At 61.5% G+C, this 22,236-nt stretch carries 34 protein-coding genes; 2 read left to right on the top strand and 32 right to left on the bottom strand.

The window, feature by feature from the left end:
- Positions 1-203: 203 nt before the first annotated feature.
- Positions 204-1,187 (bottom strand): malate dehydrogenase, encoded by a 984-nt coding sequence (locus ABB27_RS15120; protein ID WP_057629616.1) that lies wholly within the window; start codon positions 1,185-1,187, stop codon positions 204-206.
- A gap of 112 nt (positions 1,188-1,299) precedes the next feature.
- Positions 1,300-1,794, bottom strand: coding sequence for a peptidylprolyl isomerase (locus ABB27_RS15115; RefSeq protein ID WP_057629615.1), 495 nt, complete (start codon positions 1,792-1,794; stop codon positions 1,300-1,302).
- Between the two features lie 211 nt (positions 1,795-2,005).
- Between ABB27_RS15115 and typA the strand changes: the two genes are divergently transcribed.
- The gene (gene typA, locus ABB27_RS15110; RefSeq protein ID WP_057629614.1) at positions 2,006-3,850 is read left to right on the top strand and encodes a translational GTPase TypA; all 1,845 of its coding nucleotides are present in this window, start codon (positions 2,006-2,008) and stop codon (positions 3,848-3,850) included.
- A gap of 4 nt (positions 3,851-3,854) precedes the next feature.
- Positions 3,855-4,328: a DUF2127 domain-containing protein gene (locus ABB27_RS15105; protein WP_057629613.1), complete on the top strand. Its 474-nt coding sequence runs from the start codon at positions 3,855-3,857 to the stop codon at positions 4,326-4,328.
- 80 nt (positions 4,329-4,408) lie between these two features.
- On the opposite strand, the gene ABB27_RS15100 is transcribed toward ABB27_RS15105, so the two are convergent.
- The 30 genes from ABB27_RS15100 to rpsJ all read right to left on the bottom strand — a co-directional run bounded on the left by ABB27_RS15100 (position 4,409) and on the right by rpsJ (position 21,397).
- Complete coding sequence (locus ABB27_RS15100) at positions 4,409-4,852, bottom strand: REP-associated tyrosine transposase (RefSeq protein WP_057629612.1); 444 nt, start codon at positions 4,850-4,852, stop codon at positions 4,409-4,411.
- A 275-nt stretch (positions 4,853-5,127) separates the two neighbouring features.
- On the bottom strand, positions 5,128-6,495 hold the full coding sequence (locus ABB27_RS15095) for a class II 3-deoxy-7-phosphoheptulonate synthase (protein WP_057629611.1): 1,368 nt from the start codon (positions 6,493-6,495) through the stop codon (positions 5,128-5,130).
- A 28-nt stretch (positions 6,496-6,523) separates the two neighbouring features.
- Entirely contained in the window at positions 6,524-7,039 is a 516-nt protein-coding gene (locus ABB27_RS15090; RefSeq protein ID WP_057629610.1) for a disulfide bond formation protein B, read from the bottom strand.
- A gap of 145 nt (positions 7,040-7,184) precedes the next feature.
- A complete protein-coding gene (gene rplQ, locus ABB27_RS15085; protein WP_057629609.1) occupies positions 7,185-7,571 on the bottom strand; it encodes a 50S ribosomal protein L17 in 387 nt (128 codons plus the stop codon).
- A gap of 194 nt (positions 7,572-7,765) precedes the next feature.
- The gene (locus ABB27_RS15080) at positions 7,766-8,764 is read right to left on the bottom strand and encodes a DNA-directed RNA polymerase subunit alpha (protein WP_057629608.1); all 999 of its coding nucleotides are present in this window, start codon (positions 8,762-8,764) and stop codon (positions 7,766-7,768) included.
- Between the two features lie 54 nt (positions 8,765-8,818).
- The gene (rpsD, locus tag ABB27_RS15075) at positions 8,819-9,448 is read right to left on the bottom strand and encodes a 30S ribosomal protein S4 (protein WP_057629607.1); all 630 of its coding nucleotides are present in this window, start codon (positions 9,446-9,448) and stop codon (positions 8,819-8,821) included.
- 14 nt (positions 9,449-9,462) lie between these two features.
- Complete coding sequence (gene rpsK / locus ABB27_RS15070) at positions 9,463-9,855, bottom strand: 30S ribosomal protein S11 (protein ID WP_057629606.1); 393 nt, start codon at positions 9,853-9,855, stop codon at positions 9,463-9,465.
- Positions 9,856-9,867: 12 nt separating this feature from the next.
- Positions 9,868-10,224: a 30S ribosomal protein S13 gene (gene rpsM / locus ABB27_RS15065; RefSeq protein WP_057629605.1), complete on the bottom strand. Its 357-nt coding sequence runs from the start codon at positions 10,222-10,224 to the stop codon at positions 9,868-9,870.
- 346 nt (positions 10,225-10,570) lie between these two features.
- Complete coding sequence (secY, locus tag ABB27_RS15060) at positions 10,571-11,926, bottom strand: preprotein translocase subunit SecY (protein ID WP_057629604.1); 1,356 nt, start codon at positions 11,924-11,926, stop codon at positions 10,571-10,573.
- Between the two features lie 7 nt (positions 11,927-11,933).
- Positions 11,934-12,377, bottom strand: coding sequence for a 50S ribosomal protein L15 (gene rplO, locus ABB27_RS15055; RefSeq protein WP_057629603.1), 444 nt, complete (start codon positions 12,375-12,377; stop codon positions 11,934-11,936).
- 6 nt (positions 12,378-12,383) lie between these two features.
- Complete coding sequence (gene rpmD, locus ABB27_RS15050; RefSeq protein ID WP_057629602.1) at positions 12,384-12,575, bottom strand: 50S ribosomal protein L30; 192 nt, start codon at positions 12,573-12,575, stop codon at positions 12,384-12,386.
- Positions 12,568-13,110, bottom strand: a complete 543-nt coding sequence (gene rpsE / locus ABB27_RS15045; protein WP_057629601.1) for a 30S ribosomal protein S5 — start codon at positions 13,108-13,110, stop codon at positions 12,568-12,570. Before rpsE ends, rpmD begins: the two co-directional genes overlap by 8 nt.
- Positions 13,111-13,272: 162 nt before the next feature.
- On the bottom strand, positions 13,273-13,626 hold the full coding sequence (rplR, locus tag ABB27_RS15040) for a 50S ribosomal protein L18 (RefSeq protein WP_057629600.1): 354 nt from the start codon (positions 13,624-13,626) through the stop codon (positions 13,273-13,275).
- A gap of 33 nt (positions 13,627-13,659) precedes the next feature.
- Complete coding sequence (rplF, locus tag ABB27_RS15035; protein WP_057629599.1) at positions 13,660-14,187, bottom strand: 50S ribosomal protein L6; 528 nt, start codon at positions 14,185-14,187, stop codon at positions 13,660-13,662.
- A 15-nt stretch (positions 14,188-14,202) separates the two neighbouring features.
- Entirely contained in the window at positions 14,203-14,601 is a 399-nt protein-coding gene (rpsH, locus tag ABB27_RS15030) for a 30S ribosomal protein S8 (RefSeq protein ID WP_057629598.1), read from the bottom strand.
- Between the two features lie 215 nt (positions 14,602-14,816).
- Positions 14,817-15,122 (bottom strand): 30S ribosomal protein S14, encoded by a 306-nt coding sequence (gene rpsN / locus ABB27_RS15025; RefSeq protein WP_057629597.1) that lies wholly within the window; start codon positions 15,120-15,122, stop codon positions 14,817-14,819.
- Positions 15,123-15,140: 18 nt separating this feature from the next.
- Positions 15,141-15,683, bottom strand: coding sequence for a 50S ribosomal protein L5 (gene rplE, locus ABB27_RS15020; protein ID WP_057629596.1), 543 nt, complete (start codon positions 15,681-15,683; stop codon positions 15,141-15,143).
- Between the two features lie 10 nt (positions 15,684-15,693).
- Entirely contained in the window at positions 15,694-16,011 is a 318-nt protein-coding gene (gene rplX, locus ABB27_RS15015; RefSeq protein ID WP_017355416.1) for a 50S ribosomal protein L24, read from the bottom strand.
- Positions 16,012-16,027: 16 nt separating this feature from the next.
- The gene (gene rplN, locus ABB27_RS15010; RefSeq protein WP_019186153.1) at positions 16,028-16,396 is read right to left on the bottom strand and encodes a 50S ribosomal protein L14; all 369 of its coding nucleotides are present in this window, start codon (positions 16,394-16,396) and stop codon (positions 16,028-16,030) included.
- 13 nt (positions 16,397-16,409) lie between these two features.
- Entirely contained in the window at positions 16,410-16,679 is a 270-nt protein-coding gene (gene rpsQ, locus ABB27_RS15005; protein ID WP_057629595.1) for a 30S ribosomal protein S17, read from the bottom strand.
- Between the two features lie 11 nt (positions 16,680-16,690).
- Positions 16,691-16,876: a 50S ribosomal protein L29 gene (rpmC, locus tag ABB27_RS15000; protein ID WP_057629594.1), complete on the bottom strand. Its 186-nt coding sequence runs from the start codon at positions 16,874-16,876 to the stop codon at positions 16,691-16,693.
- The gene (gene rplP, locus ABB27_RS14995; protein WP_057629593.1) at positions 16,876-17,289 is read right to left on the bottom strand and encodes a 50S ribosomal protein L16; all 414 of its coding nucleotides are present in this window, start codon (positions 17,287-17,289) and stop codon (positions 16,876-16,878) included. The genes rpmC and rplP overlap by 1 nt, the downstream gene beginning before the upstream one ends.
- Positions 17,290-17,294: 5 nt before the next feature.
- Complete coding sequence (rpsC, locus tag ABB27_RS14990; RefSeq protein WP_057629592.1) at positions 17,295-18,029, bottom strand: 30S ribosomal protein S3; 735 nt, start codon at positions 18,027-18,029, stop codon at positions 17,295-17,297.
- Between the two features lie 18 nt (positions 18,030-18,047).
- A complete protein-coding gene (gene rplV / locus ABB27_RS14985; RefSeq protein ID WP_017355410.1) occupies positions 18,048-18,383 on the bottom strand; it encodes a 50S ribosomal protein L22 in 336 nt (111 codons plus the stop codon).
- Positions 18,384-18,395: 12 nt separating this feature from the next.
- Positions 18,396-18,665, bottom strand: coding sequence for a 30S ribosomal protein S19 (gene rpsS, locus ABB27_RS14980; RefSeq protein WP_057629591.1), 270 nt, complete (start codon positions 18,663-18,665; stop codon positions 18,396-18,398).
- Positions 18,666-18,671: 6 nt separating this feature from the next.
- Positions 18,672-19,499, bottom strand: coding sequence for a 50S ribosomal protein L2 (gene rplB, locus ABB27_RS14975; protein WP_057629590.1), 828 nt, complete (start codon positions 19,497-19,499; stop codon positions 18,672-18,674).
- 10 nt (positions 19,500-19,509) lie between these two features.
- Positions 19,510-19,809 carry a 50S ribosomal protein L23 gene (rplW, locus tag ABB27_RS14970; protein ID WP_057629589.1) on the bottom strand — a complete coding sequence of 100 codons (300 nt, stop codon included), beginning with the start codon at positions 19,807-19,809 and terminating at the stop codon, positions 19,510-19,512.
- The gene (gene rplD, locus ABB27_RS14965; RefSeq protein WP_057629644.1) at positions 19,806-20,411 is read right to left on the bottom strand and encodes a 50S ribosomal protein L4; all 606 of its coding nucleotides are present in this window, start codon (positions 20,409-20,411) and stop codon (positions 19,806-19,808) included. Before rplD ends, rplW begins: the two co-directional genes overlap by 4 nt.
- 12 nt (positions 20,412-20,423) lie before the next feature.
- Positions 20,424-21,074 (bottom strand): 50S ribosomal protein L3, encoded by a 651-nt coding sequence (gene rplC, locus ABB27_RS14960; protein ID WP_057629588.1) that lies wholly within the window; start codon positions 21,072-21,074, stop codon positions 20,424-20,426.
- 11 nt (positions 21,075-21,085) lie between these two features.
- Positions 21,086-21,397, bottom strand: coding sequence for a 30S ribosomal protein S10 (gene rpsJ / locus ABB27_RS14955; RefSeq protein ID WP_010341589.1), 312 nt, complete (start codon positions 21,395-21,397; stop codon positions 21,086-21,088).
- Positions 21,398-22,236: the final 839 nt, after the last annotated feature.

The following is a 22,236-nucleotide window of genomic DNA, read 5'->3' as shown; positions in this document are numbered from 1 at the left end:
TCGCGAAAGGGAGGGAGCGCAGTGCCGAGCCGTGCTCGGCAGGGGCTTCACCGGTAGAGCCCCTGCCGAGCGTGGCTCGGCACTACAAGGGGATTTACCGGTAAAGCCTCAGCGCAGCATGGCTACGCTCTACGACGAACAACAAACAAAAAACGGGGAAGCCGAAGCCTCCCCGTTGCTTGCACTACGTCAACTGCCCGCTGTTACAGCAGGTCGGCCACGCCAGCGCGCTCTTCTTCCAGCTCGCCCAGAGTGATGTCGATGTACTTCTTGGAGAAGTCGTCGATCGGCAGATCCTTGACGATGGTGTACTGGCCGTTCTCGGTGGTGACCGGGAAGCCGAACACGACGCCTTCCGGAATGCCGTAGGAACCGTCGGACGGCACGCCCATGGTCACCCACTTGCCGTTGCTGCCCAGCACCCAGTCATGCACGTGGTCGATGGCGGCATTGGCAGCCGAAGCGGCCGAGGACAGGCCACGGGCGGCGATGATGGCCGCACCACGCTTGCCGACGGTCGGGATGAAGGTGTTGGCGTTCCATTCCTGATCGTTGATCAGATCGCCGACCTTGGCGCCGCCGGTGGTGGCGAAGCGGTAGTCCGGGTACATGGTCGGGCTGTGGTTGCCCCACACGGTGAAGTGCTCGAAGCTCTCGACCGTCTTGCCGGTCTTGGCAGCCAGCTGGCTCAGGGCGCGGTTGTGGTCCAGGCGCAGCATGGCGGTGAAGTTCTTCGGGTTCAGGTCCGGAGCCGACTTCATCGCGATGTAGGCATTGGTGTTGGCCGGGTTGCCGACCACCAGCACCTTCACGTCACGCTTGGCGACGGCGTTCAGGGCCTTGCCCTGCACGGTGAAGATCTTGGCGTTTTCCAGCAGCAGATCCTTGCGCTCCATGCCCGGGCCGCGCGGACGCGCGCCAACCAGCAGGGCAACGTCGACGTCCTTGAAGGCCACCAGCGGGTCAGCGGTGGTCACCACACCGGCCAGCAGCGGGAAGGCGCAGTCTTCCAGTTCCATGACCACACCCTGCAGGGCGGCCTGGGCCTTTTCGTTGTCGATTTCGAGCAGCTGCAGGATGACCGGCTGGTCCTTGCCCAGCATTTCACCGGAAGCAATGCGGAACAGCAGTGCATAACCGATATTGCCGGCAGCGCCGGTTACGGCAACACGAACGGGTGCTTTCATGGGGGTTTCCTCTGCTAAGAAGCGTTTGTGGGGGTAAGGCCTGGCAGACGCGGGCGCATCGGCCAGGCTGCAATCAGAAACGGCCACCTGGGCAGGTGGCCGTCGGAGTCAATCAGGCGGCGAGGATCTTGTTCCACTCGGCGACGCGGTCGGCCTTGGCGGCCAGCACGGCGTCGGTATCGCCTTCCAGGGTGATCTTGTTGATCGCATCGCCCTGCTGGATCGCATCAACCACGTCCAGGCCTTCGAGCACCTTGCCAAACACGGTGTGCTTGCCATCGAGCCAATCGGTCTTGATGTGGGTGATGAAGAACTGGCTGCCGTTGGTGTTCGGACCGGCATTGGCCATGGACAGCACGCCGCGCTCGTGGCGCACGCCGTTCTTGGTTTCATCTTCAAAACGGTAGCCCGGGCCACCGCGGCCGGAGCCTTCCGGGCAGCCGCCCTGGACCATGAAGTCGGCGATCACGCGGTGGAACGCCAGGCCGTCATAGAAGCCATGCTTGACCAGGTTGACGAAGTTGGCCACGGTCAGCGGTGCCTTGTCGGCATACAGCTCGACCTTGATCGGGCCGCGGGAAGTGTCGAAATTGGCGATCAGGGACATGGAAATCCTTAGTAAAGAAGACGTCTCTCAATAGCCGCATAGTTTACACCCGGCTCCGCCCGTGCTGCTGCCCCCTTTCCAGAGCTTGTACTGGAGGAAGCTGAATAGGCCATCAGACGAGTCTGAACAGTAGTTTTCGCATCTGGCCCACATACCGGTATAATGGCGAACTCATTTTCCCCATTCACGGCACCGGCTGGCCGTCTTTCGCATGTCCATCGAAAATCTTCGCAACATCGCCATCGTCGCCCACGTCGATCATGGCAAGACCACCCTCGTCGACCAGCTGCTCAAGCAGTCCGGCACCCTGTCCGAGCGTACGGTGCTTGCCGAGCGCGTCATGGACAGCAACGACCAGGAAAAAGAGCGCGGCATCACCATTCTGGCCAAGAACACGGCCATTACCTGGGAAGACAAGAAGACCGGCATCAAAAACCGGATCAACATTGTCGACACCCCGGGACACGCCGACTTCGGCGGCGAAGTGGAGCGCGTGCTGTCGATGGTTGACACCGTGCTGATTCTGGTCGACGCGATGGACGGCCCGATGCCGCAGACCCGCTTCGTCACCCAGAAGGCCTTCGCGATGGGCTTCAAGCCGATCGTCGTGGTCAACAAGGTTGACCGCCCGGGCTCGCGTCCGGAGTGGGTGATCGACCAGGTGTTCGACCTGTTCGACAAGCTCGGCGCCACCAATGAGCAGCTCGACTTCCCGATCGTCTACGCCTCGGCCCTGAACGGCTACGCTGGCCTGGAAGACACCGTCCGTGACGGCGACATGACCGCGCTGTACGAAGCCATCATGCAGCACGCGCCGAAGCCGGAAGTCGACCCGGAAGGCCCGTTCCAGATGCGCATCAGCCAGCTGGATTACAACAACTTCGTAGGCGTGATCGGCATCGGCCGCATCCAGCGTGGCACCCTGAAGAAGGGCATGCAGGTTGCAGTGATCGACCGTGAAGGCAAGAAGCGCAACGGCAAGGTCGGCCAGGTACTTGGCTTCCTGGGCCTGGAGCGCATCGAGCAGGACACCGCCGAAGCCGGCGATATCGTCGCCATCTCCGGTATTCCGGAACTGACCATCTCCGACACCCTGTGCCACCCGGAAACCCCGGAAGCACTGCCGGCGCTGACCGTTGACGAGCCGACCATCTCGATGACCTTCCAGGTCAACAACTCGCCGTTCGCAGGCAGCAAGGACCTGTCCGGTGGCAAGTTCCTGACCAGCCGCCAGCTCAAGGATCGCCTGGACCGCGAGCAGGTCCACAACGTGGCCCTGAAGGTCGAACAGCTTGAAGACGCCGACAAGTTCCTGGTCTCCGGCCGTGGCGAGCTGCACCTGTCGGTGCTGATCGAAACCATGCGTCGTGAAGGCTACGAGCTGGCCGTGTCGCGCCCGGAAGTCATCATCAAGCAGATCGACGGCCAGGCCATGGAGCCGATCGAGCAGCTGGTGGTGGACATTGAAGAAATCCACCAGGGCGGCGTGATGGAAAAGCTGGGCTCCCGCAAGGGCCTGCTGAAGAACATGGAATCGGACGGCAAGGGCCGTGTGCGCCTTGAGTACCAGATCCCGGCCCGTGGCCTGATCGGTTTCCAGAACGAGTTCAAGACCCTGACCCAGGGTTCTGGCCTGCTGTTCCACGTGTTCGACCATTACGGCCCGAAGGAACAGGGCGCCATCGCCAAGCGCCAGAACGGCGTGATGATTGCCAATGCTGCAGGCGCCACCCCGGCCTACTCGCTTGGCCCGTTGCAGGAACGCGGCAAGCTGTTCGCCGCCGAAGGTGACAACGTGTATGAAGGCCAGCTGGTCGGCATCCACTCCAAGGACAACGACCTGACCGTCAACGCCATCAAGACCAAGCCGCTGACCAATATGCGCGCTTCGGGCAAGGACGATGCGATCCAGCTGACCCCCGCAATCAAGTACTCGCTGGAACAGGCACTGGACTTCATCGAGGACGACGAACTGGTCGAGATCACCCCGAAGGAAATCCGCCTGCGCAAGAAGGGTCTGACCGAAAGCGAGCGCAAGAAGTCTTCGCGCAGCTGATAGCGTGACCAGCAACAAGCCCTACAACCCGGATCCGCACGCGCATCCGGGACTGGCAGCCATCGCGCTGCTGGAAGCGGGAAAGGCCGTACTGGCCTTTCTCGCTGCGGCTGGCCTGGAGATCTCCGGGCCGGCTCCGCTTCGCAACATCATCAATGCCCTGATCCACCGCGCAGGTGGTGACCCCGAGAACGGCGCGTTCTCGTCGCTGCTGGGCATGATCACCCCTGACACTGTTCACCTGGGCGCCGCCGTACTGGTTGGCTACGGGCTGCTGCGTGCACTCGAGGCCTGGGGTCTGTGGCGCGCCAAGGCCTGGGCGTCCTGGCTGGGCTGCATCTCCGCGGCGCTGTACCTGCCGCTGGACTTCTACGCCATCGTCAAACACCCCGGCTGGGCCTCCTGGCTGCTGCTGGCGGTCAATCTGCTGGTCGTCTGGGTACTGGCGCGCGACCTGGGCAAGCGCCACAAGCGCTAACGCTCCACCTGTAGTGCCGAGCCATGCTCGGCATTGGGCTTTACCTGCAACGCCCCTGCCGAGCATGGCTCGGCACTACATCAGAGCTGCCAGCCCCATCTGCTCCAGGCATAGGGGTAATCCTGCGGCTGTTCGCACAGCCCTGCCCTGACCGGATTGTGCAGCAGGTAATTGGCCACGCCCCGCAATGATTCATCCTGCCTGATCGCATGATCGTGATAGCCCGTCTGCCAGATCGAACCGGCGCCGCCAATGGACCTTGCTGAGCGCGACTTCAGCCGTTGCAAGCACGCGCCCAGCGAACCGGATTGAAGCTGCAGCAACCAATGCAAGTGATCGGGCATCACCACCCAAGCCAGGTTCTGGCTGATACCTGCAAGCTCGCAATCTTGAAGCACCTCTATCAACGCCTCTGCGTTTTCGGGCAGAGCGAAGAGCGGCGCCCGCCCCGCGGTCACCGTGGTGATTGAATAGATGTTGTTGGGCAGCGATACACGCCCGAGGCGCAGTTTTGAACTGGACATCGCTGCAGCCTGAGGCTGGCGACCTAAAAGGTCCGTCAGTGATTCAAGGCTGCACCTGTAGTGCCGAGCCATGCTCGGCATGTGGCACTACCGGTAAAGCCTCTGCCGAGCATGGCTCGGCACTACAGGTGCGGGATTGCCGGTAACGCCTCTGCCGAGCGTGGCTCGGCACTACAGGTTTGGCATTACCGGTAAGGCCTCTGCCGAGCATGGCTCGGCACTACAGATGCAGCATTACCGGCAACGCCTCTGCCGAGCGTGGCTCGGCATTACATTCATCCTTGCTTGCGGACGATGGCCATCGCGATTTCCAGCGACTGCTCGTAGTTCAGCCGCGGGTCGACGCTGGAACGGTAGGCCCGCTCCAGATCGCGCTCAGTGAGCTCACGCGCGCCGCCGGTGCATTCGGTGACATCCTCGCCCGTCAGCTCCAGGTGCACGCCTCCCAGCCGCGTACCGGCCGCTGCGTGCAGGTCGAACGACATCTCCACTTCGCTGCGGATATTGTCGAAGCGGCGGGTCTTGTAGCCGTTGCTGGTGCTCTCGGTGTTGCCATGCATCGCATCGCATACCCAAAGCACGCGGCGGCCGTCGCGCTTGATCGCATCCAGCAGCGGCGGCAGCTTGTCGGCAATCTGTGCCGCACCCATGCGGTGGATGAAGCTCAGGCGGCCCGGCTCGTCGTCCGGGTTCAGCACATCGATCAGCCGCAACAGCTGGTCCGGCTGCACCGATGGACCCACCTTGATCGCGATCGGGTTGCGCACGCCACGCAGGTATTCCACGTGCGCGCCGTCCAGCGCCGCGGTGCGCATGCCGATCCACGGGTAATGCGTGCTCAGGTTGAACCAGCCGTTCTGGCGCGGCACCTGCCGGGTCAGCGCCTGCTCGTAGGGCAGCAACAAGGCTTCGTGCGAGGTGTAGAAATCCACCCGGTTGAGGTTGTGCACCTGCGAACCGGACAGGGTCTCCATGAAATGCACGGAGTCGCCGATCGAGGCCACCATCTTCTGGTACTCCTCGGCCAGCGGCGAGCAGCGCATCCAGGCCAGGTTCCAGTATTCGGGATGATGCAGGTCGGCAAAGCCGCCATCGATCAGCGCCCGCACGAAGTTCATCGTCAGCGCCGAGCGCGAATGCGCGGTGATCATCCGCTGCGGGTCCGGCACGCGCGCGGCCTCGGTGAACGCCGGCGCGTTGATCACATCGCCGCGGTAGCTCGGCAACGTCACCCCATCACGGGTCTCGGTGTCGGCCGAGCGCGGCTTGGCATATTGGCCAGCAAAGCGACCCACCCGGATCACCGGCGTGCGCAGGCCATGCACCAGCACCAGGCTCATCTGCAGCAGCACCTTGAGCCGGTTGGAAATCGTGCCCGACTCGCAGTCGGCGAAGTTCTCCGCGCAGTCACCGCCCTGCAACAGGAAGCGCTTGCCCTCCTGGGCGTCGGCCAACTGCTGCTTGAGCGCGAAGATCTCCCACGAGGTCACCAGCGGCGGCAGCTGCCGCAGCTCGGTCAGCGCATCGTCCAGCGCCTGCGCATCGGGATAGGTCGGCATCTGCAGCGCCGGCTTGCCACGCCAGCTATCCGGCGCCCAGCTGCTGGCGTTGGCGACGGATGAGGGGGACAGGGAAGCGTTCATGCAGATACCAAAGGAAGAAGTGGAAGAATCAGAACAGACGTTTTTTACGGGCGCACAGGCCGGTGTACAGCGCCCAGCCGGCAAGCAGTACGAACCACACCAGGCTCCACATCGGCATGCTCAGGCCGAGGAAGGTCCAATCGATGTTGCCGCAGTCGCCGGTACCGGTCAGCACGGTGCGGAACACCTCGAACGGGCCCATGGTTTCGGCCAGGAAGCTCAGCGGTGGGCCACAGCTGCTGCCCAGGTCCTTCGGCAACAACTGCACGTAGACGTGGCGCCCGGCAATGCCGATGCCCACCAGCGCGGCCAGTGCCGTCAGCACGCCATAGCCGGCACGGCCGCCGCGGCTGGACGGGCCGTGCAGCGCGCCGAACAGGAACAGCACGCCTACCGCGGCAAATGCGATGCGTTGGTAGATACACAGCGGGCACGGCTCCAGCCCCATCTGGATCTGCATGTAGATCGCAAATGCCAGCAGCCCGGCACAGGCGGCAAAGCCCAGCAGGCACTGCGCGCGGAAGCTCCAACGCAAGGGGTTCATCGCATCATTCCGGAGTAGACAATGCGGCAAGAGTAGCAGGCCATCCGCGCACGATCAGCAGTGATGCCAGTTGCAACTTCATCAAACAGAAAGCCCGGCATTGGCCGGGCTTCTGTTGCATCCGTCGATGGATGGAAGTGCGCGATTACTCGCCGACTTCTTCCGCCACGGCGACCGGACGGTCAACCAGTTCGACATAGGCCATCGGTGCGTTGTCGCCAGCGCGGAAGCCGCACTTCAGCAGACGCAGGTAGCCGCCCGGACGGTTGGCGTAGCGCGGGCCCAGGATGGTGAACAGGACGCCAACGGCTTCCTGGTCACGCAGGCGGGCGAACGCCAGACGACGGTTGGCAACCGAATCAACCTTGGCCAGGGTGATCAGCGGCTCGGCAACGCGGCGCAGTTCCTTGGCCTTCGGCAGGGTGGTCTTGATCAGCTGGTGCTTGAACAGCGACGCAGCCATGTTCTTGAACATTGCTTCGCGGTGGGCGCTGGTGCGATTGAACTTGCGGCCCGACTTCATATGACGCATGGGTGTATTCCTTGATTAATGATGAGACGTTGGACTTCGTTGTCGCCATCCTGGCGTTGTAAGTGGACTGCGGATGGTCCTGGTCGCCCGTCCTGGACGACCTGCATTGCGGCGTTGTTTAACCGTCAATGCGGGTACTGCTTAAAACAATATTCCCCCGCATGGTCGCCCATGCGGGGGAACAGGTATTGCTATCAACCAAGCATGCCGTGAGCGGCGACACCGGCCGGCGGCCAGTTCTCCAGCTTCATGCCAAGCGACAGGCCACGCTGGGCCAGCACTTCCTTGATCTCGGTCAGCGACTTCTTGCCGAGGTTCGGGGTCTTGAGCAGTTCCACTTCGGTCTTCTGGATCAGATCACCGATGTAGTAGATGCTCTCGGCCTTCAGGCAGTTGGCCGAACGCACGGTCAGCTCCAGGTCGTCGATCGGGCGCAGCAGCACCGGATCCACGCCGTTGTTGGCCGGCTTGGCCGCACCGCGGTCGCGGTGGGTGAAATCGCCGAACACCGACAGCTGATCGCTGAGGATGTCGGCCGCAGTGCGGACAGCTTCCTCGGCATCGATCGTGCCGTTGGTTTCGATATCGATGACCAGCTTGTCCAGGTCGGTACGCTGTTCGACGCGAGCGGCTTCCACCGCATAAGCGACGCGGCGGACCGGCGAGAACGAGGCATCCAGCACCAGACGACCGATCGCACGCGATTCTTCGTCCGGACGACGACGCGCAGCGGCCGGCTGGTAGCCGAAGCCGCGCTCGACCTTCAGACGCATGTTGATCGCAGTGTCCTTGGTCAGGTTGCAGATCACATGGTCGCCGTTGATCACTTCGACGTTGTGGTCAACCTTGATGTCGGCAGCGGTAACAACGCCCGGACCCTGCTTGGACAGGGATACGGTGGCGCTGTCGCCGGTGTGCATACGGATAGCCACGTCTTTCAGGTTCAGCAGGACGTCAAGCACGTCTTCCTGCAGGCCTTCAAGGGTGGTGTACTCGTGCAGCACGCCGTCGATCTCGACTTCGGTAATGGCGAAGCCCGGGATGGACGACAGCAGCACGCGACGCAGGGCGTTGCCCAGCGTATGCCCGTAACCACGCTCCAAAGGTTCGATCACGACCTTGGCGCGGGTGTCGGTAAGGCGTTCGATCTGCGGACCGCGAGGACGCAGAACCTGGTTTGCGGTAACCGTCATGTTGCGGGTTCTCCTGCGAACCTCCGGTGCAACCCGGAGGTTCTCCATTGTGAATTACTTCGAATACAACTCGACGATCAGCGCTTCGTTGATATCCGCAGGCAGGTCCGCACGATCCGGAACGGCCTTGAAGACGCCGCTGAACTTCTTCGAATCGACTTCGACCCACGACGGGCTGAGGTCGTGCTGCTCGGCAACGACCAGGGCTTCCTGGACGCGCAGCTGCTTGGCAGCCTTCTCAGACAGCGCAATCGCGTCGCCGGCCTTGATCTGGTACGAAGCCAGGTTGACCGACTTGCCATTGACCGTGACACCGCGGTGCGAGACCAGCTGACGAGCAGCTGGACGGGTCACTGCGAAGCCCATGCGGTAGACGACGTTGTCCAGACGGGTTTCCAACAACTGCAGCAGGTTCTCGCCGGTGTTGCCCTTCTTGGTCGAGGCCTTCTTGTAGTAGTTGCGGAACTGACGCTCCAGCAGACCGTAGATACGCTTGACCTTCTGCTTTTCACGCAGCTGGGTAGCGTAGTCGGACAGCTTGCCCTTACGGGCAGTGGCGCCGTGCTGGCCGGGCTTTTGCTCCAGCTTGCACTTGGAATCCAACGCGCGGGCCGGGCTCTTCAGAGAGAGGTCGGCGCCTTCGCGGCGGGCGAGCTTACAGGTAGGACCGATATAACGAGCCATTTCTTATCGCTCCTTTAGACGCGACGCTTCTTCGGCGGACGGCACCCGTTGTGCGGGATTGGCGTCACGTCGATGATGTTGGTGATCTTGTAGCCGACGTTGTTCAACGAACGTACGGCCGACTCACGGCCCGGACCCGGACCCTTGATGCGGACTTCCAGCGACTTCAGGCCGTAATCCAGCGCAGCCTTGCCAGCCTTTTCGGCGGCAACCTGAGCGGCGAACGGAGTCGACTTACGCGAACCACGGAAGCCAGCGCCACCGGAGGTCGCCCAGGACAGTGCATTGCCCTGACGGTCGGTGATGGTCACGATGGTGTTGTTGAAAGAAGCGTGGACGTGGGCAACGCCATCAGTGATGACGCGCTTGATCTTCTTCTTGGTTTTTGCTGCTGCGGGCTTAGCCATTATCTAGGTCCCTTACTTCTTCAGAGCCTTGCGCGGACCCTTACGGGTACGTGCATTGGTCTTGGTGCGCTGACCACGCAGCGGGAGACCACGACGGTGACGCAGGCCGCGATAGCAGCCCAGGTCCATCAGGCGCTTGATGGCAATGCCGATTTCGCGACGCAGATCGCCTTCAACGATGTACTTGCCCACTTCCAGGCGCAGACGATCGATTTCCGGTTCCGACAGATCGCGGATCTTGGTGGTCGAAGCAACGCCTGCGACTTCGCAGACCTTCTTCGAACGGGTACGGCCGATGCCGTAAATGCTTTGCAACCCGACCCAGACGTGCTTCTGGGCTGGCAGGTTGACGCCTGCAATACGCGCCATGACGCGGTTCTCCAGCTGAGTGATGGCCGACTGCGCACCACAAGGCGCGCCAATCCGGCAGGATGGATCAAAAAAGTGAACTAGCGATACTAACAAGGCTTCGGTTTGCTTGGAAGTCGTGGAACGTAACGTTCCACAGACCCGGCGTGGGGAGTGTGCCCATGCTCCGGCGCCGGATGTGCCTGGCAAGGAGAGTCATCTCCGAGCCGCCCGCGCTACTCCCGCGCGGAACAACCACATCACACCCCCACCCGAAACCGCTGCAGGGGCCGCCCTTCTGTTTGGAAAGCCGCCCGGTTGACCAGGGCGGGTTTCGCGTAATTAAGCCGTAAGTATAACCGGTGAATCAGCCGCGTGCAAAACCGCCGCGGTTGCCGCCCTTCAGGTTGGCCTTCTTCAACAGGCTTTCGTACTGGTGCGACATCAGATGTGCCTGAACCTGCGCGATGAAGTCCATCACCACCACCACCACGATCAGCAGCGAGGTGCCGCCGAAGTAGAACGAGGCGTTGAGCTGGGTGCGCATGATTTCCGGCAGCAGGCAGACGATCACCAGGTACAGCGAGCCGGCAGCGGTCAAACGGGTCAGCACGGCATCGATGTAGTCGGCGGTGGCCTTGCCCGGACGGATGCCCGGAATCAGCGCGCCCGACTTCTTCAGGTTGTCAGCGGTTTCCTGCGAATTGAACACCAGTGCGGTGTAGAAGAAAGCAAAACCGGTGATCAGGCCTGCAAACACGATCATGTGCAGCGGCTCGCCCGGGCCCAGCGCATTGGCCACCTTCTGCAGCCAAGTGGCCGAGCTGGCCTGGCCGGACCACATCGCCAGCGTTGCCGGGAAGGCAAGGATGCTGGAGGCGAAGATGGCCGGGATCACGCCCGCCATGTTCAGCTTCAGCGGCAGGAACGAGGTCTGGTTCATGTAGGCATTACGACCACCCTGACGGCGGGCGTAATTGACCGTGATACGGCGCTGGCCACGCTCGACGAACACCACGAAATAGGTGAAGGCCAGCACGACAAGGACGATGATGAGCAGCGAAATGAAGCTCATGTTGCCGTCACGGTAGGCTTCCACGGTGTGGATCACCGCGGCCGGCAGGCCGGCGACGATACCGGCGAAGATGATCAGCGATACACCGTTGCCGATGCCCCGCTCCGTCACCTGCTCACCGACCCACATCAGGAAGATGGTGCCTGCGGTCAACGCCACGATGGCGGTCAACACGAAGCCCATGCCCGGGGCGTAAACCACCGGAGCGCCGCCCGGCGACACCTGGTTCTGCAGTGCCAGCGCAATACTGCCGCCCTGCACCACTGCCAGGAACACCGCGCCGAGGCGCGAATACTGGGTGATCTTGCGACGACCCGACTCACCTTCCTTCTGCATGGCCTTCAGGGCCGGGAAGATGTGGACCGCCAGCTGCATCACGATGGATGCCGAAATATACGGCATCACATTCAACGCGAAGATACTGAAACGGTGCAGGGCGCCGCCCGAGAACATGTTGAACATGTCCACGATGCCGCCGCCCTGCGCCTGCATCAGCGCAAGCATGGCCTCGGGATTGACGCCCGGCACCGGCACATAACAGCCGATGCGATAGACGAGCAATGCCCCAAGTACGAACAGGAGGCGCTGGCGAAGTTCCGTGAACTTGCCTGCCCCTGCCGCGAGGTTACCGATGCCAGCTTGCGCCATGTTCCAGTTACTCCTGTACGCTGCCGCCGGCAGCTTCAATCGCGGCCTTGGCGCCGGCAGTAGCAGCAATACCCTTCAGGGTGAATGCCTTGCTCAGCTCGCCCTTGAAGACGACCTTGGCCTTCTTCGCGGTCGACGGGATCAGCTTGGCTGCACGCAGTGCGGCCAGGTCGATCTCACCAGCTTCCAGACGATCAAGGTGGTAGGACAGCACTTCTGCAGTGTCCTTGGCCTTGTGCGAGAAGAAGCCGATCTTCGGCAGACGACGCTGCATCGGGGTCTGGCCGCCTTCGAAGCCAGCCTTGATCTTGCCGCCGCCCTTACGAGCGAACGAACCCTTGTGGCCGCGGCCGCAGGTCTTGCCCAGGCCGGAGCCGATACCGCGGCCGACGCGGGTGCGCTCGGTGCGGGCGCCCGGTGCCGGGCTCAGTTCATTGAGACGCATAGTCATGGTCGATTACTCCTCAACCTGGACGAGGTACTGAACCTTGTTGATCAGACCGCGAACCTGCGGGCTGTCTTTCAGTTCACGCACATCATTGATCTTGCTCAGGCCCAAAGCACGCACCGACAGGCGGTGACGCGACTGGGTACCACGCAGGCCACGCACCAGGCGCACCTTGACGGTCTTGACGGTTTCATTAGCCATGGTTGAGATCCTCAACCTTCTTGCCGCGCTTGGCAGCAATACGCGCCGGCGACTGTGCGCCAGCCAGACCCTTCAGGGTGGCACGGACCAGGTTGATCGGGTTACGCGAACCCACTGCCTTGGCCAGAACGTTCTTCACGCCCACGGCTTCCAGCACGGCGCGCATGGCGCCACCGGCGATGACGCCAGTACCTTCCGAAGCCGGCTGCATGAACACGCGAGCTGCGCCGTGACCATCCTTGATGGTGTGCCACAACGTGCCGTTGTTCAGATCAACGCTGACCTGGTTCTTACGAGCCTGCTCCATCGACTTCTGGATGGCGACCGGCACTTCGCGCGCCTTGCCATAACCGAAGCCAACCTTGCCTTCGCCATCACCGACCACGGTCAGTGCGGTGAAGGTGAACTGGCGACCGCCCTTGACGGTCTTGCTGACGCGGTTGACCGCGACCAGCTTTTCGATCATGCCGTCGTCGACTTTCTCTTCGCGGTTACGGTCGCGATCGCGACCCCGCTGCTGACGTTCTTCTGCCATTTCGATTCCTTGATTGATTGGGTTATGTACGGCTCGAAGCCGCTTATGGTTGTGTAGTGAAGCGTTGAATCGCCAGCCGCTGCAGAAGAACGAAAGGCGCCCGGTACAAACCCGTACCGGCAGGCAGGCGGAAAGGGGCCATAGGCCCCTTCCCTTTATTGCTTAGAACTGCAGGCCGCCTTCGCGGGCAGCATCAGCAAGAGCCTTGATGCGACCGTGGTAGCGGTAGCCCGAGCGGTCGAAAGCGACCTTCTCGATACCGGCAGCCTTGGCGCGCTCTGCAATCAGCTTGCCAACCTTGACGGCGGCTTCCATGTTCTTGCCGCTCTTCAGGCCTTCCTTGACGTCGGCCTGTGCGGTGTTGGCAGCAGCCAGCACCAGGGCGCCGTCGGCGGTGAAGATCTGTGCGTACAGGTGCTGACCGGTGCGCAGCACCGACAGACGAGCAACGCCCAGGGTACGGATGTGCGAGCGGGTCGACTTGGCGCGACGCAGACGGGCGATGTTCTTGTTCATGTTCTTTATCCTCGAAAGCTGAAAACCTAAGAATTAGGCCTTCTTGGCTTCCTTGCGAATGATGACTTCACCGGCGTACTTCACACCCTTGCCCTTATAGGGCTCCGGCGGACGGAAACCGCGGATCTTGGCGGCAACTTCACCGACAACCTGCTTGTCCACGCCCTGCACGACGATTTCCGTCTGCGTCGGGGTCGACAGGGTGATGCCTTCCGGCGCCACGAACAGGACAGGATGGGAGAAGCCCAGCGACAGATTCAGGTCCTTGCCCTGCATGGCAGCGCGGTAACCCACGCCAACCAGCTCAAGCTTGCGCTCGAAGCCTTCGGACACGCCCTGCACCATGTTGGCCAGGATCGAACGGACGGTACCGGCCAGCGCGTCGAAGGAAATATCCTGCGGGCTCAGGGTGGCAACGCCATTGTCGAGAGTGATTTCAACGCCAGCGGCCTTGTTCAGCGACAGCGAGCCCTTCGGGCCCTTCACGCTTACAACTTCCGGCTGGATGGTCAGTTCAACGCCCTTGGGCAGGTTGATCGGCTTCTTGGCTACACGGGACATAGTGGACTCCTTCCCTTAGGCCACGAAGCACAGGACTTCGCCGCCGACGCCCAACTGGCGCGCCTGCGCATCAGTCATGATGCCTTTGGAGGTGGAAATGATCGAAATACCCAGGCCATTCATGACCTTCGGCAGATCGGACTTGCCACGGTACTGGCGCAGACCCGAACGCGAGAAGCGCTTCAGGGTCGCGATGACCGGCTTGCCCTCGAAATACTTCAGGACGATTTCGATCTCGGCCTTGTTGTTTTCGATGTTGTTGACGCGCAGGTCAGTGATGTAACCCTCATCCTTCAGGACCTGGGCAATAGCCACCTTGACCTTGGACGACGGGGCTTTCACCGTCTGCTTGCCAACCGCGGCCGCATTTCGAATGCGTACCAGCAGGTCGGCGATGGGATCAGTCATGCTCATGTAAATACCTTTGAGTGCACCGATATCCGCTTTCGCGAAAATCTTGTGTTTTCCTGGGATGGGCCAGGGCCCTTGACGCACCTGCCGCCTGTTTCGGGCAGGCAAGGAGCGGGATTATACGACAAAAAGCCCGACTTGCGTCGGACTTTTTGCTTTACCTTCAGGTTGCCCTTCCGGCGACCTGACCGGGCCTTGCGGCCCGGCCGGGTTGTTGCTTACCAGCTTGCCTTGCGCAGGCCCGGCACGTCACCGCGCATGGTGGCTTCGCGCAGCTTGTTACGGCCGAGGCCGAACTTGCTGTACACGCCACGCGGGCGGCCCGACAGCTCGCAACGGTTGCGATGGCGGCTCGGCGACGAATCGCGCGGCAGCTTCGACAACTTGATCACGGCTTCAGCCTTCTCTTCGTAGCTCGCGTCCACCGAGGACACGATCTTCTTCAGAGCTGCACGCTTGTCGGCGTACTTCACTGCCAGCTTCTTCCGCTTGATGTCGCGGTTGACCATTGAGGTCTTTGCCATTTCGGTATCCTCGACGAATCAGTTACGGAACGGGAACTTGAACGCTGCGAGCAGCGCCTTCGCTTCCGCGTCAGTCTTGGCGGTGGTGGTGATGGCGATATCCATACCGCGGATCGCATCGACGGCGTCGAAATCGATTTCCGGGAAGATGATCTGTTCCTTCACACCCATGTTGAAGTTGCCACGACCGTCGAACGAACGACCCGACACGCCGCGGAAGTCACGCACGCGCGGCAGCGAGATGTTGATCAGGCGATCCAGGAACTCAAACATGGTGTCACGACGCAGCGTGACCTTGCAGCCGATCGGCCAACCATCACGGATCTTGAACGAAGCCACCGAGACGCGCGACTTGGTGATGACCGGCTTCTGGCCGGTGATCTTGGTCATGTCGCCAACGGCGTTTTCAAGAACCTTCTTGTTGGTCGCAGCTTCACCAACGCCCATGTTCAAGGTGACCTTGACCAGACGCGGGACCTGCATCGGATTGGTGTAACCGAACTGCTTGGTCAGCGCCGGCACCACTTCTTCCTTGTAAAACTTTTCGAGACGTGAATTCATCGGTCAGTCCTTAGGCGTCGAGCGCCTCACCGCTGGAGCGGAACACACGCAGTTTGCGTCCATCCTCCAGCACCTTGAAGCCAACGCGCTCGCCCTTGCCCGAAGCCGGGTTCAGCACATTCACGTTGGAGATATGGATCGACGCTTCACGCTCGACCACGCCGCCGGCAACACCTGCCTGCGGGTTCGGCTTGGTGTGGCGCTTGACGATGTTCACGTTGGCGACGATCACACGATCGCCGTCGACGCGGACGACTTCGCCCTGCTTGCCCTTGTCCTTGCCGGTGTTGACGACGACCTGGTCGCCCTTCTTGATACGGTTAGCCATGATTATCTCCTGGCGCTCACAGAACTTCGGGAGCGAGCGAGACGATCTTCATGAACTTCTCGGAACGAAGTTCACGGGTCACCGGTCCGAAGATGCGGGTGCCGATCGGCTCTTGCTTGTTGTTGAGCAGGACCGCAGCGTTGCCGTCGAAACGGATCAGCGAGCCATCGGCGCGACGCACACCCTTACGGGTACGCACCACGACGGCGTCATACACTTCACCCTTCTTGACTTTGCCGCGCGGAATTGCGTCCTTCACGGTGACCTTGATGATGTCGCCGATGTGGGCATAACGGCGCTTGGAACCACCAAGCACCTTGATGCACATCAGTTCCTTGGCACCGGAGTTGTCCGCAGCGTCAAGGTAGCTCTGCATCTGAATCATGAGTCAGATCTCCTTATTCAGCCGCACGCGTGATGACTTCCACCACGCGCCAGTTCTTGGTCTTGGACATCGGAGCAATCTCGGTCACACGAACGACATCACCTTCTTTGCAGGTGTTGTCGGCGTCGTGTGCGTGCAGCTTGGACGAGCGCTTGATGTACTTGCCGTACAACGGGTGCTTGACCTGGCGCTCCACCAACACGGTGACCGTCTTGTCCATCTTGTTGCTGACGACACGGCCTTCGACCGTGCGCAGCGTCTTGCTTTCAGTATTTTCGCTCATAGCAGCCATCCTTACTTCGTGCTGCCGATCAGGTGCTTGACGCGAGCAATCTCGCGGCGCACCCGACGGGTTTCGTGAGTCTTCGGCAGCTGGCCGGTGACCTGCTGCATACGGAGCGAGAACTGCTCCTTACGCAGGTCGGTCAGGTGGGCCTTGAGATCGTCAGCCGACTTCTCGCGGAGTTGTTTGATGTCCATCAGCGCACCGTCCGGGTTACGAAAGTGGTGGTCACCGAGAGCTTGGCAGCGGCCAGGCGGAACGCCTCGCGTGCCACTTCCTCAGTCACGCCCTCGACTTCATAAATCATGCGGCCCGGCTGGATCTGAGCGACCCAGTATTCCACGCCACCCTTACCAGCACCCATTCGGACTTCGATGGGCTTCTTGGTGATCGGCTTGTCGGGGAACACACGGATCCACATCTTGCCGCCGCGCTTGACGTAGCGGCTGATCGAGCGGCGAGCCGCTTCGATCTGACGCGCAGTCAGCTGACCGTGGGCAGTAGCCTTCAGACCGTACTCGCCGAAGCTGACGGCGTTTGCGCTCCAGCTCAGGCCGTCATTGCGGCCTTTGAACATCTTGCGGTATTTGGTTCGCTTGGGTTGCAACATTGCCGTTACCTCGCTTCACGAGCCGGGCGCGACGGACGGTCACCGCGGTCGCCGCGATCATTACGATCGTTGCGCGGGCTGTCGTCCTGCTTTTCCTGGCCAACCTGGGAGAAATCAAAGACTTCACCCTTGTAGATCCAAACCTTGATGCCGATGATGCCGTAGGTGGTGCTGGCTTCAGCGAAACCGTAGTCGATATCCGCACGCAGGGTGTGCAACGGCACGCGGCCTTCGCGGTACCACTCCGAACGAGCGATTTCAGCGCCGTTCAAGCGGCCGCCGACGTTGACCTTGATGCCCAGGGCACCCAGGCGCATCGCGTTGCCGACCGAGCGCTTCATTGCACGGCGGAACATGATGCGGCGCTCCAGCTGCTGCGCGATCGACTCGGCAACCAGCTGTGCGTCCAACTCCGGCTTGCGCACTTCGGTGACGTTGATGTGCGCCGGGACGCCCATCATTTCGCTCACTTCCTTACGCAGCTTTTCGATGTCCTCACCGCGCTTGCCGATCACCACGCCCGGACGGGCGGTGTGAATCGTCACGCGAGCGGTCTTTGCCGGACGCTCGATGAGGATCTTGGAGATGCCAGCCTGAGCAAGCTTCTTGCGCAGCATCTCACGTACTTTCAGGTCGGCTGCCAGGTAACCAGCAAACTCGGCCTTGTTGGCGTACCACTTGGAGTTCCAGTCCTTGGAAATACCGAGGCGGATACCAACCGGATGAACTTTATGACCCATGGTCTTTATCCTTTCCGCTTACTTGCCGGCGCCCACAACCACAGTGATGTGGCTGGTGCGCTTGAGGATGCGGGTACCGCGGCCTTTCGCCCGCGCCATGAAACGCTTCAGGGTCGGACCTTCATCTACCATGATGGTCTGGACCTTCAGCTCGTCGACGTCAGCGCCCTGGTTGTTTTCGGCATTTGCGATAGCCGACTCCACCACCTTCTTGATCAGGTGGGCAGCCTTCTTATCCGAAAACTTCAGCAGGTTGACCGCACGCTCGGCCGGCAGACCGCGCACCTGGTCAGCGACCAGACGAGCTTTCTGCGCAGAGATGCGCGCGGAGCGCAGGATTGCTTTCGCTTCCATTGTCATCTCTCCTTACTTGCCCGACTTCTTGTCGCCACCGTGACCCTTGAAGGTCCGGGTGACGGCAAATTCGCCGAGCTTGTGGCCGACCATGTTCTCGTTGACGAGCACCGGAACGTGGTTCTTACCGTTATGAACGGCGATGGTGACCCCTACCATTTCCGGCAGGATCATGGAACGGCGCGACCAGGTTTTGATCGGCTTCTTGCTGCCCGCAGCGGCCTCCACCTTCTTGACGAGGTGGTGATCGACGAACGGGCCCTTCTTGAGTGAACGTGCCATGGTCGATTAGCCCCTACGATCGCGGACGATGAACTGCTGAGTGCGCTTGTTATGGCGCGTCTTGTAACCCTTGGTCGGGACACCCCACGGGGTGACCGGATGCGGATTACCCTGGCCGGCCTTGGCTTCACCACCACCGTGCGGGTGATCCACCGGGTTCATGGCCGCACCGCGGACGGTCGGCTTGACGCCGCGCCAGCGCTTGGCACCAGCTTTGCCCAGCTTTTCCAGGTTGTGCTCATCGTTACCGACTTCACCGATGGTGGCGCGGCATTCGACCGGCACCTTACGCATTTCACCCGAGCGCAGACGCAGGGTGGCGTAGATGCCTTCACGAGCGACCAGCTGCACGCCTGCACCAGCAGCACGAGCGATCTGAGCGCCCTTGCCCGGCTTCAGCTCGATCCCGTGGACGGTGGTACCGACCGGGATGTTGCGCAGCGGCAGGGTGTTGCCGGTCTTGATCGGGGCGTGAGCACCCGAGATGACCTGGTCACCCGCCTTCAGGCCCTTCGGGGCGATGATGTAGCGACGCTCGCCGTCGACATAGCACAGCAGGGCGATATGGGCAGTGCGGTTCGGATCGTATTCGATACGTTCCACGCGTGCCGGGATGCCTTCCTTGTTGCGCTTGAAGTCAATCAGACGGTAGTGCTGCTTGTGACCACCACCCACGTGACGGGTGGTGATGCGGCCGTGATGGTTACGACCGCCGGACTTGCTCTGCGGCTCCAGCAACGCAGCATGCGGCGCGCCTTTGTGCAGATCAGGAGTGACCACGCGCACGGCCGAACGACGGCCGGGAGAAGTGGGTTTGAATTTCATCAATGGCATGGGATGTACCTCAGGCCTTGGCCGTTACATCGATGGACTGGCCATCGGCGAGACGCACATACGCCTTGCGCCAATCGCCGCGGCGGCCTGCACGGTTACGGAAGGACTTGTTCTTGCCCTTCACGTTCAGCACATTGACCGACTCGACCTTGACGTCGAACAGCTGCTCAACCGCGGCCTTTACATCGGCCTTGGTGGCTTCGTTCGAAACTTCGAAGACGTATTGGTTGGAGATTTCCTGCAGGCGCGCGGTCTTTTCAGAGACTCGCGGTGCACGCAGCACGCTGAAGATTTTTTCGTTGGCGCTCATGCCAGCCACTCCTCGACCTTCTTGACCGCGTCAGCGGTGATGACGACCGTGTCGGCACCGACCAGAGCAACCGGGTCCAGGCCCTGCACGTCACGCACTTCCACGTAGGGAATGTTGCGAGCCGACAGGTACAGGTGCTCGGTGGCTTCTTCGGTGACGATCAGCGGGCGCTTGCCCACTTCCAGGCCAGCCAGCTTGGTGATCAGAGCCTTGGTGCTGGTCGCTTCGACATCGAACGACTCAACGATGGTCAGGCGGCCCTGGCGGTTCAGCTCGGACAGGATGGCGCACATGGCGGCGCGATACTGCTTACGATTGACCTTCTGTTCGAAGCTACGCGGCTTGGCCGCGAAGGTGACACCACCGCCGACGAAGATCGGAGCGGTCAGGGCACCGTGACGAGCGCCACCACCCTTCTGCTTCTTCGACTTCTTGGTGGTACCAGCCACTTCAGAACGCGTCTTCTGTGCCTTGGTGCCCGAACGTGCGGCGTTGCGGTAGGCAACGACGACCTGGTGAACCAGATCTTCGCTGAAATCGCGACCGAACACGGCGTCGGAGACCGAGACCTTGTTGTTGCTACCCGTGATAACGAGTTCCATCGTCATCTCTCCTTATGCCTTGCTAGCCGGACGCACGATCACGTCACCACCGGCTGCGCCAGGCACGGCGCCGCGGATGGCAATCAGACCACGCTCGACATCGACCTTGACCACTTCCAGATTCTGCGTGCTCTGCTGCACCGAACCCATGTGGCCGGACATCTTCTTGCCCGGGAAAACGCGACCCGGGGTCTGGCGCTGGCCCAAGGAACCCGGCGCGCGATGCGACAGCGAGTTACCGTGGGTTGCATCGCCCATACGGAAGTTGTAGCGCTTGATGGTGCCCTGGAAGCCCTTACCCTTGGTGACGCCCTGGACGTCTACCGTCTGGCCGACTTCAAAGATGTCTGCCTTGATTTCGCCACCGACGGCGAAATCGCCGATCTGTGCGTCTTCAACGCGGAATTCCCACAGGCCACGGCCGGCTTCAACCTTCGCCTTGGCGAGGTGACCAGCTTCCGGCTTGTTGACCAGTGCAGCGCGACGTGCGCCGACGGTCACCTGCACGGCGCTGTAGCCGTCGGTTTCGACGGTCTTGATCTGCGCGATGCGGTTCGGGGTGGCTTCAATCAGGGTCACTGGGATGGACTGGCCATCTTCAGTGAAAACGCGGCTCATGCCAGCCTTGCGGCCCACGAAGCCCAACGAATATTTCTTCGTCATGGTCGTAGTCCTCAGGTCAGCTTGATCTGAACGTCGACGCCGGCAGCCAGTTCGAGCTTCATCAGCGCGTCCACGGTCTTGTCGTTGGGGTCGACGATATCGAGCACGCGCTTGTGCGTGCGGGTCTCGTACTGGTCACGCGCGTCTTTGTCGACGTGCGGGGAGACGAGGATGGTGTAACGCTCGATCTTGGTGGGCAGAGGGATCGGGCCACGCACTTGCGCGCCGGTCCGCTTTGCCGTTTCAACGATCTCGCTGGCCGAACGGTCGATCAAACGATGATCAAACGCCTTCAACCGAATTCGGATCTTTTGGTCCGCCATGACGGTGTTCCTATAGGTCTAAAGAGCGACAGGTTCGGCCCCTGAGTGTGCCGAACCCCATGAAAACGACGTTTAGCGCCGAAGCACTGCCCATCGCGCGAATCCTTTCAAAACAGCAGGGCGGCCCGGTTTCCCGGCCGCCCCAGACATGTTCAAACGCGCGGTATCACCCCGGTTAACCGGAGTGAGCCACGCGACCTGTCCTTGTCTGGCGAATACGAGGTGCGTCCTGCCCCTCCTTTCGCTGGTTGCGGAAACCTCGTAAACGAGCCTTCCGCGAGTGGTCGTGCATTCTGTCAGTATTTTTTGCCTATTGCAACTCACCCCTCTGCCGAGGTATGGGGTGCTTCAGCCAACAGCAGGATTTATGGGGTTTTGGCGTAGATGGCCTGTTTCCAGCCCAGGCATCCGGGTGGCGCATTTGCGCAAACAGCGATCCTTTGCGCAGGCGCCAGCCCAATACCCTGTTTCGGCAAAACCGACGCGGATTGCGAAAAGCCGCCATCAACACCCCATCCGCCGCCCCGCCCTGCTCCGAAGACGAGCCCCGGGGCGGGTGAAACAGCGGGCGCATCCGGCAACGAGCCGGGTGCATGCAACGAGGGCCGCATTATCCATGCGACCTGGGCAGTCGCACAAATGCGCCCTGTTCAGCCTTGTTGCGAAGAGCTGCCCTCACCCCAACCCCTCTCCCGCAGGCGGGAGAGGGGCTCGGATCCCTGCGACCCACCCGGATTCCTGCGACCTGCCCGGATTCCTGCGACCTGCCCGGATTCCTGCGACCTGCCCGGATTCCTGCGACCTGCCCGGATTCCTGCGACCTGCCCGGATCCCTGCAC

Source organism: Stenotrophomonas terrae (genome assembly GCF_001431465.1).
GTDB lineage: Bacteria > Pseudomonadota > Gammaproteobacteria > Xanthomonadales > Xanthomonadaceae > Stenotrophomonas > Stenotrophomonas terrae.
The sequence above is the reverse complement of the archived record's forward strand: the minus strand, read 5'-3'. Positions and strand labels throughout refer to the sequence as shown.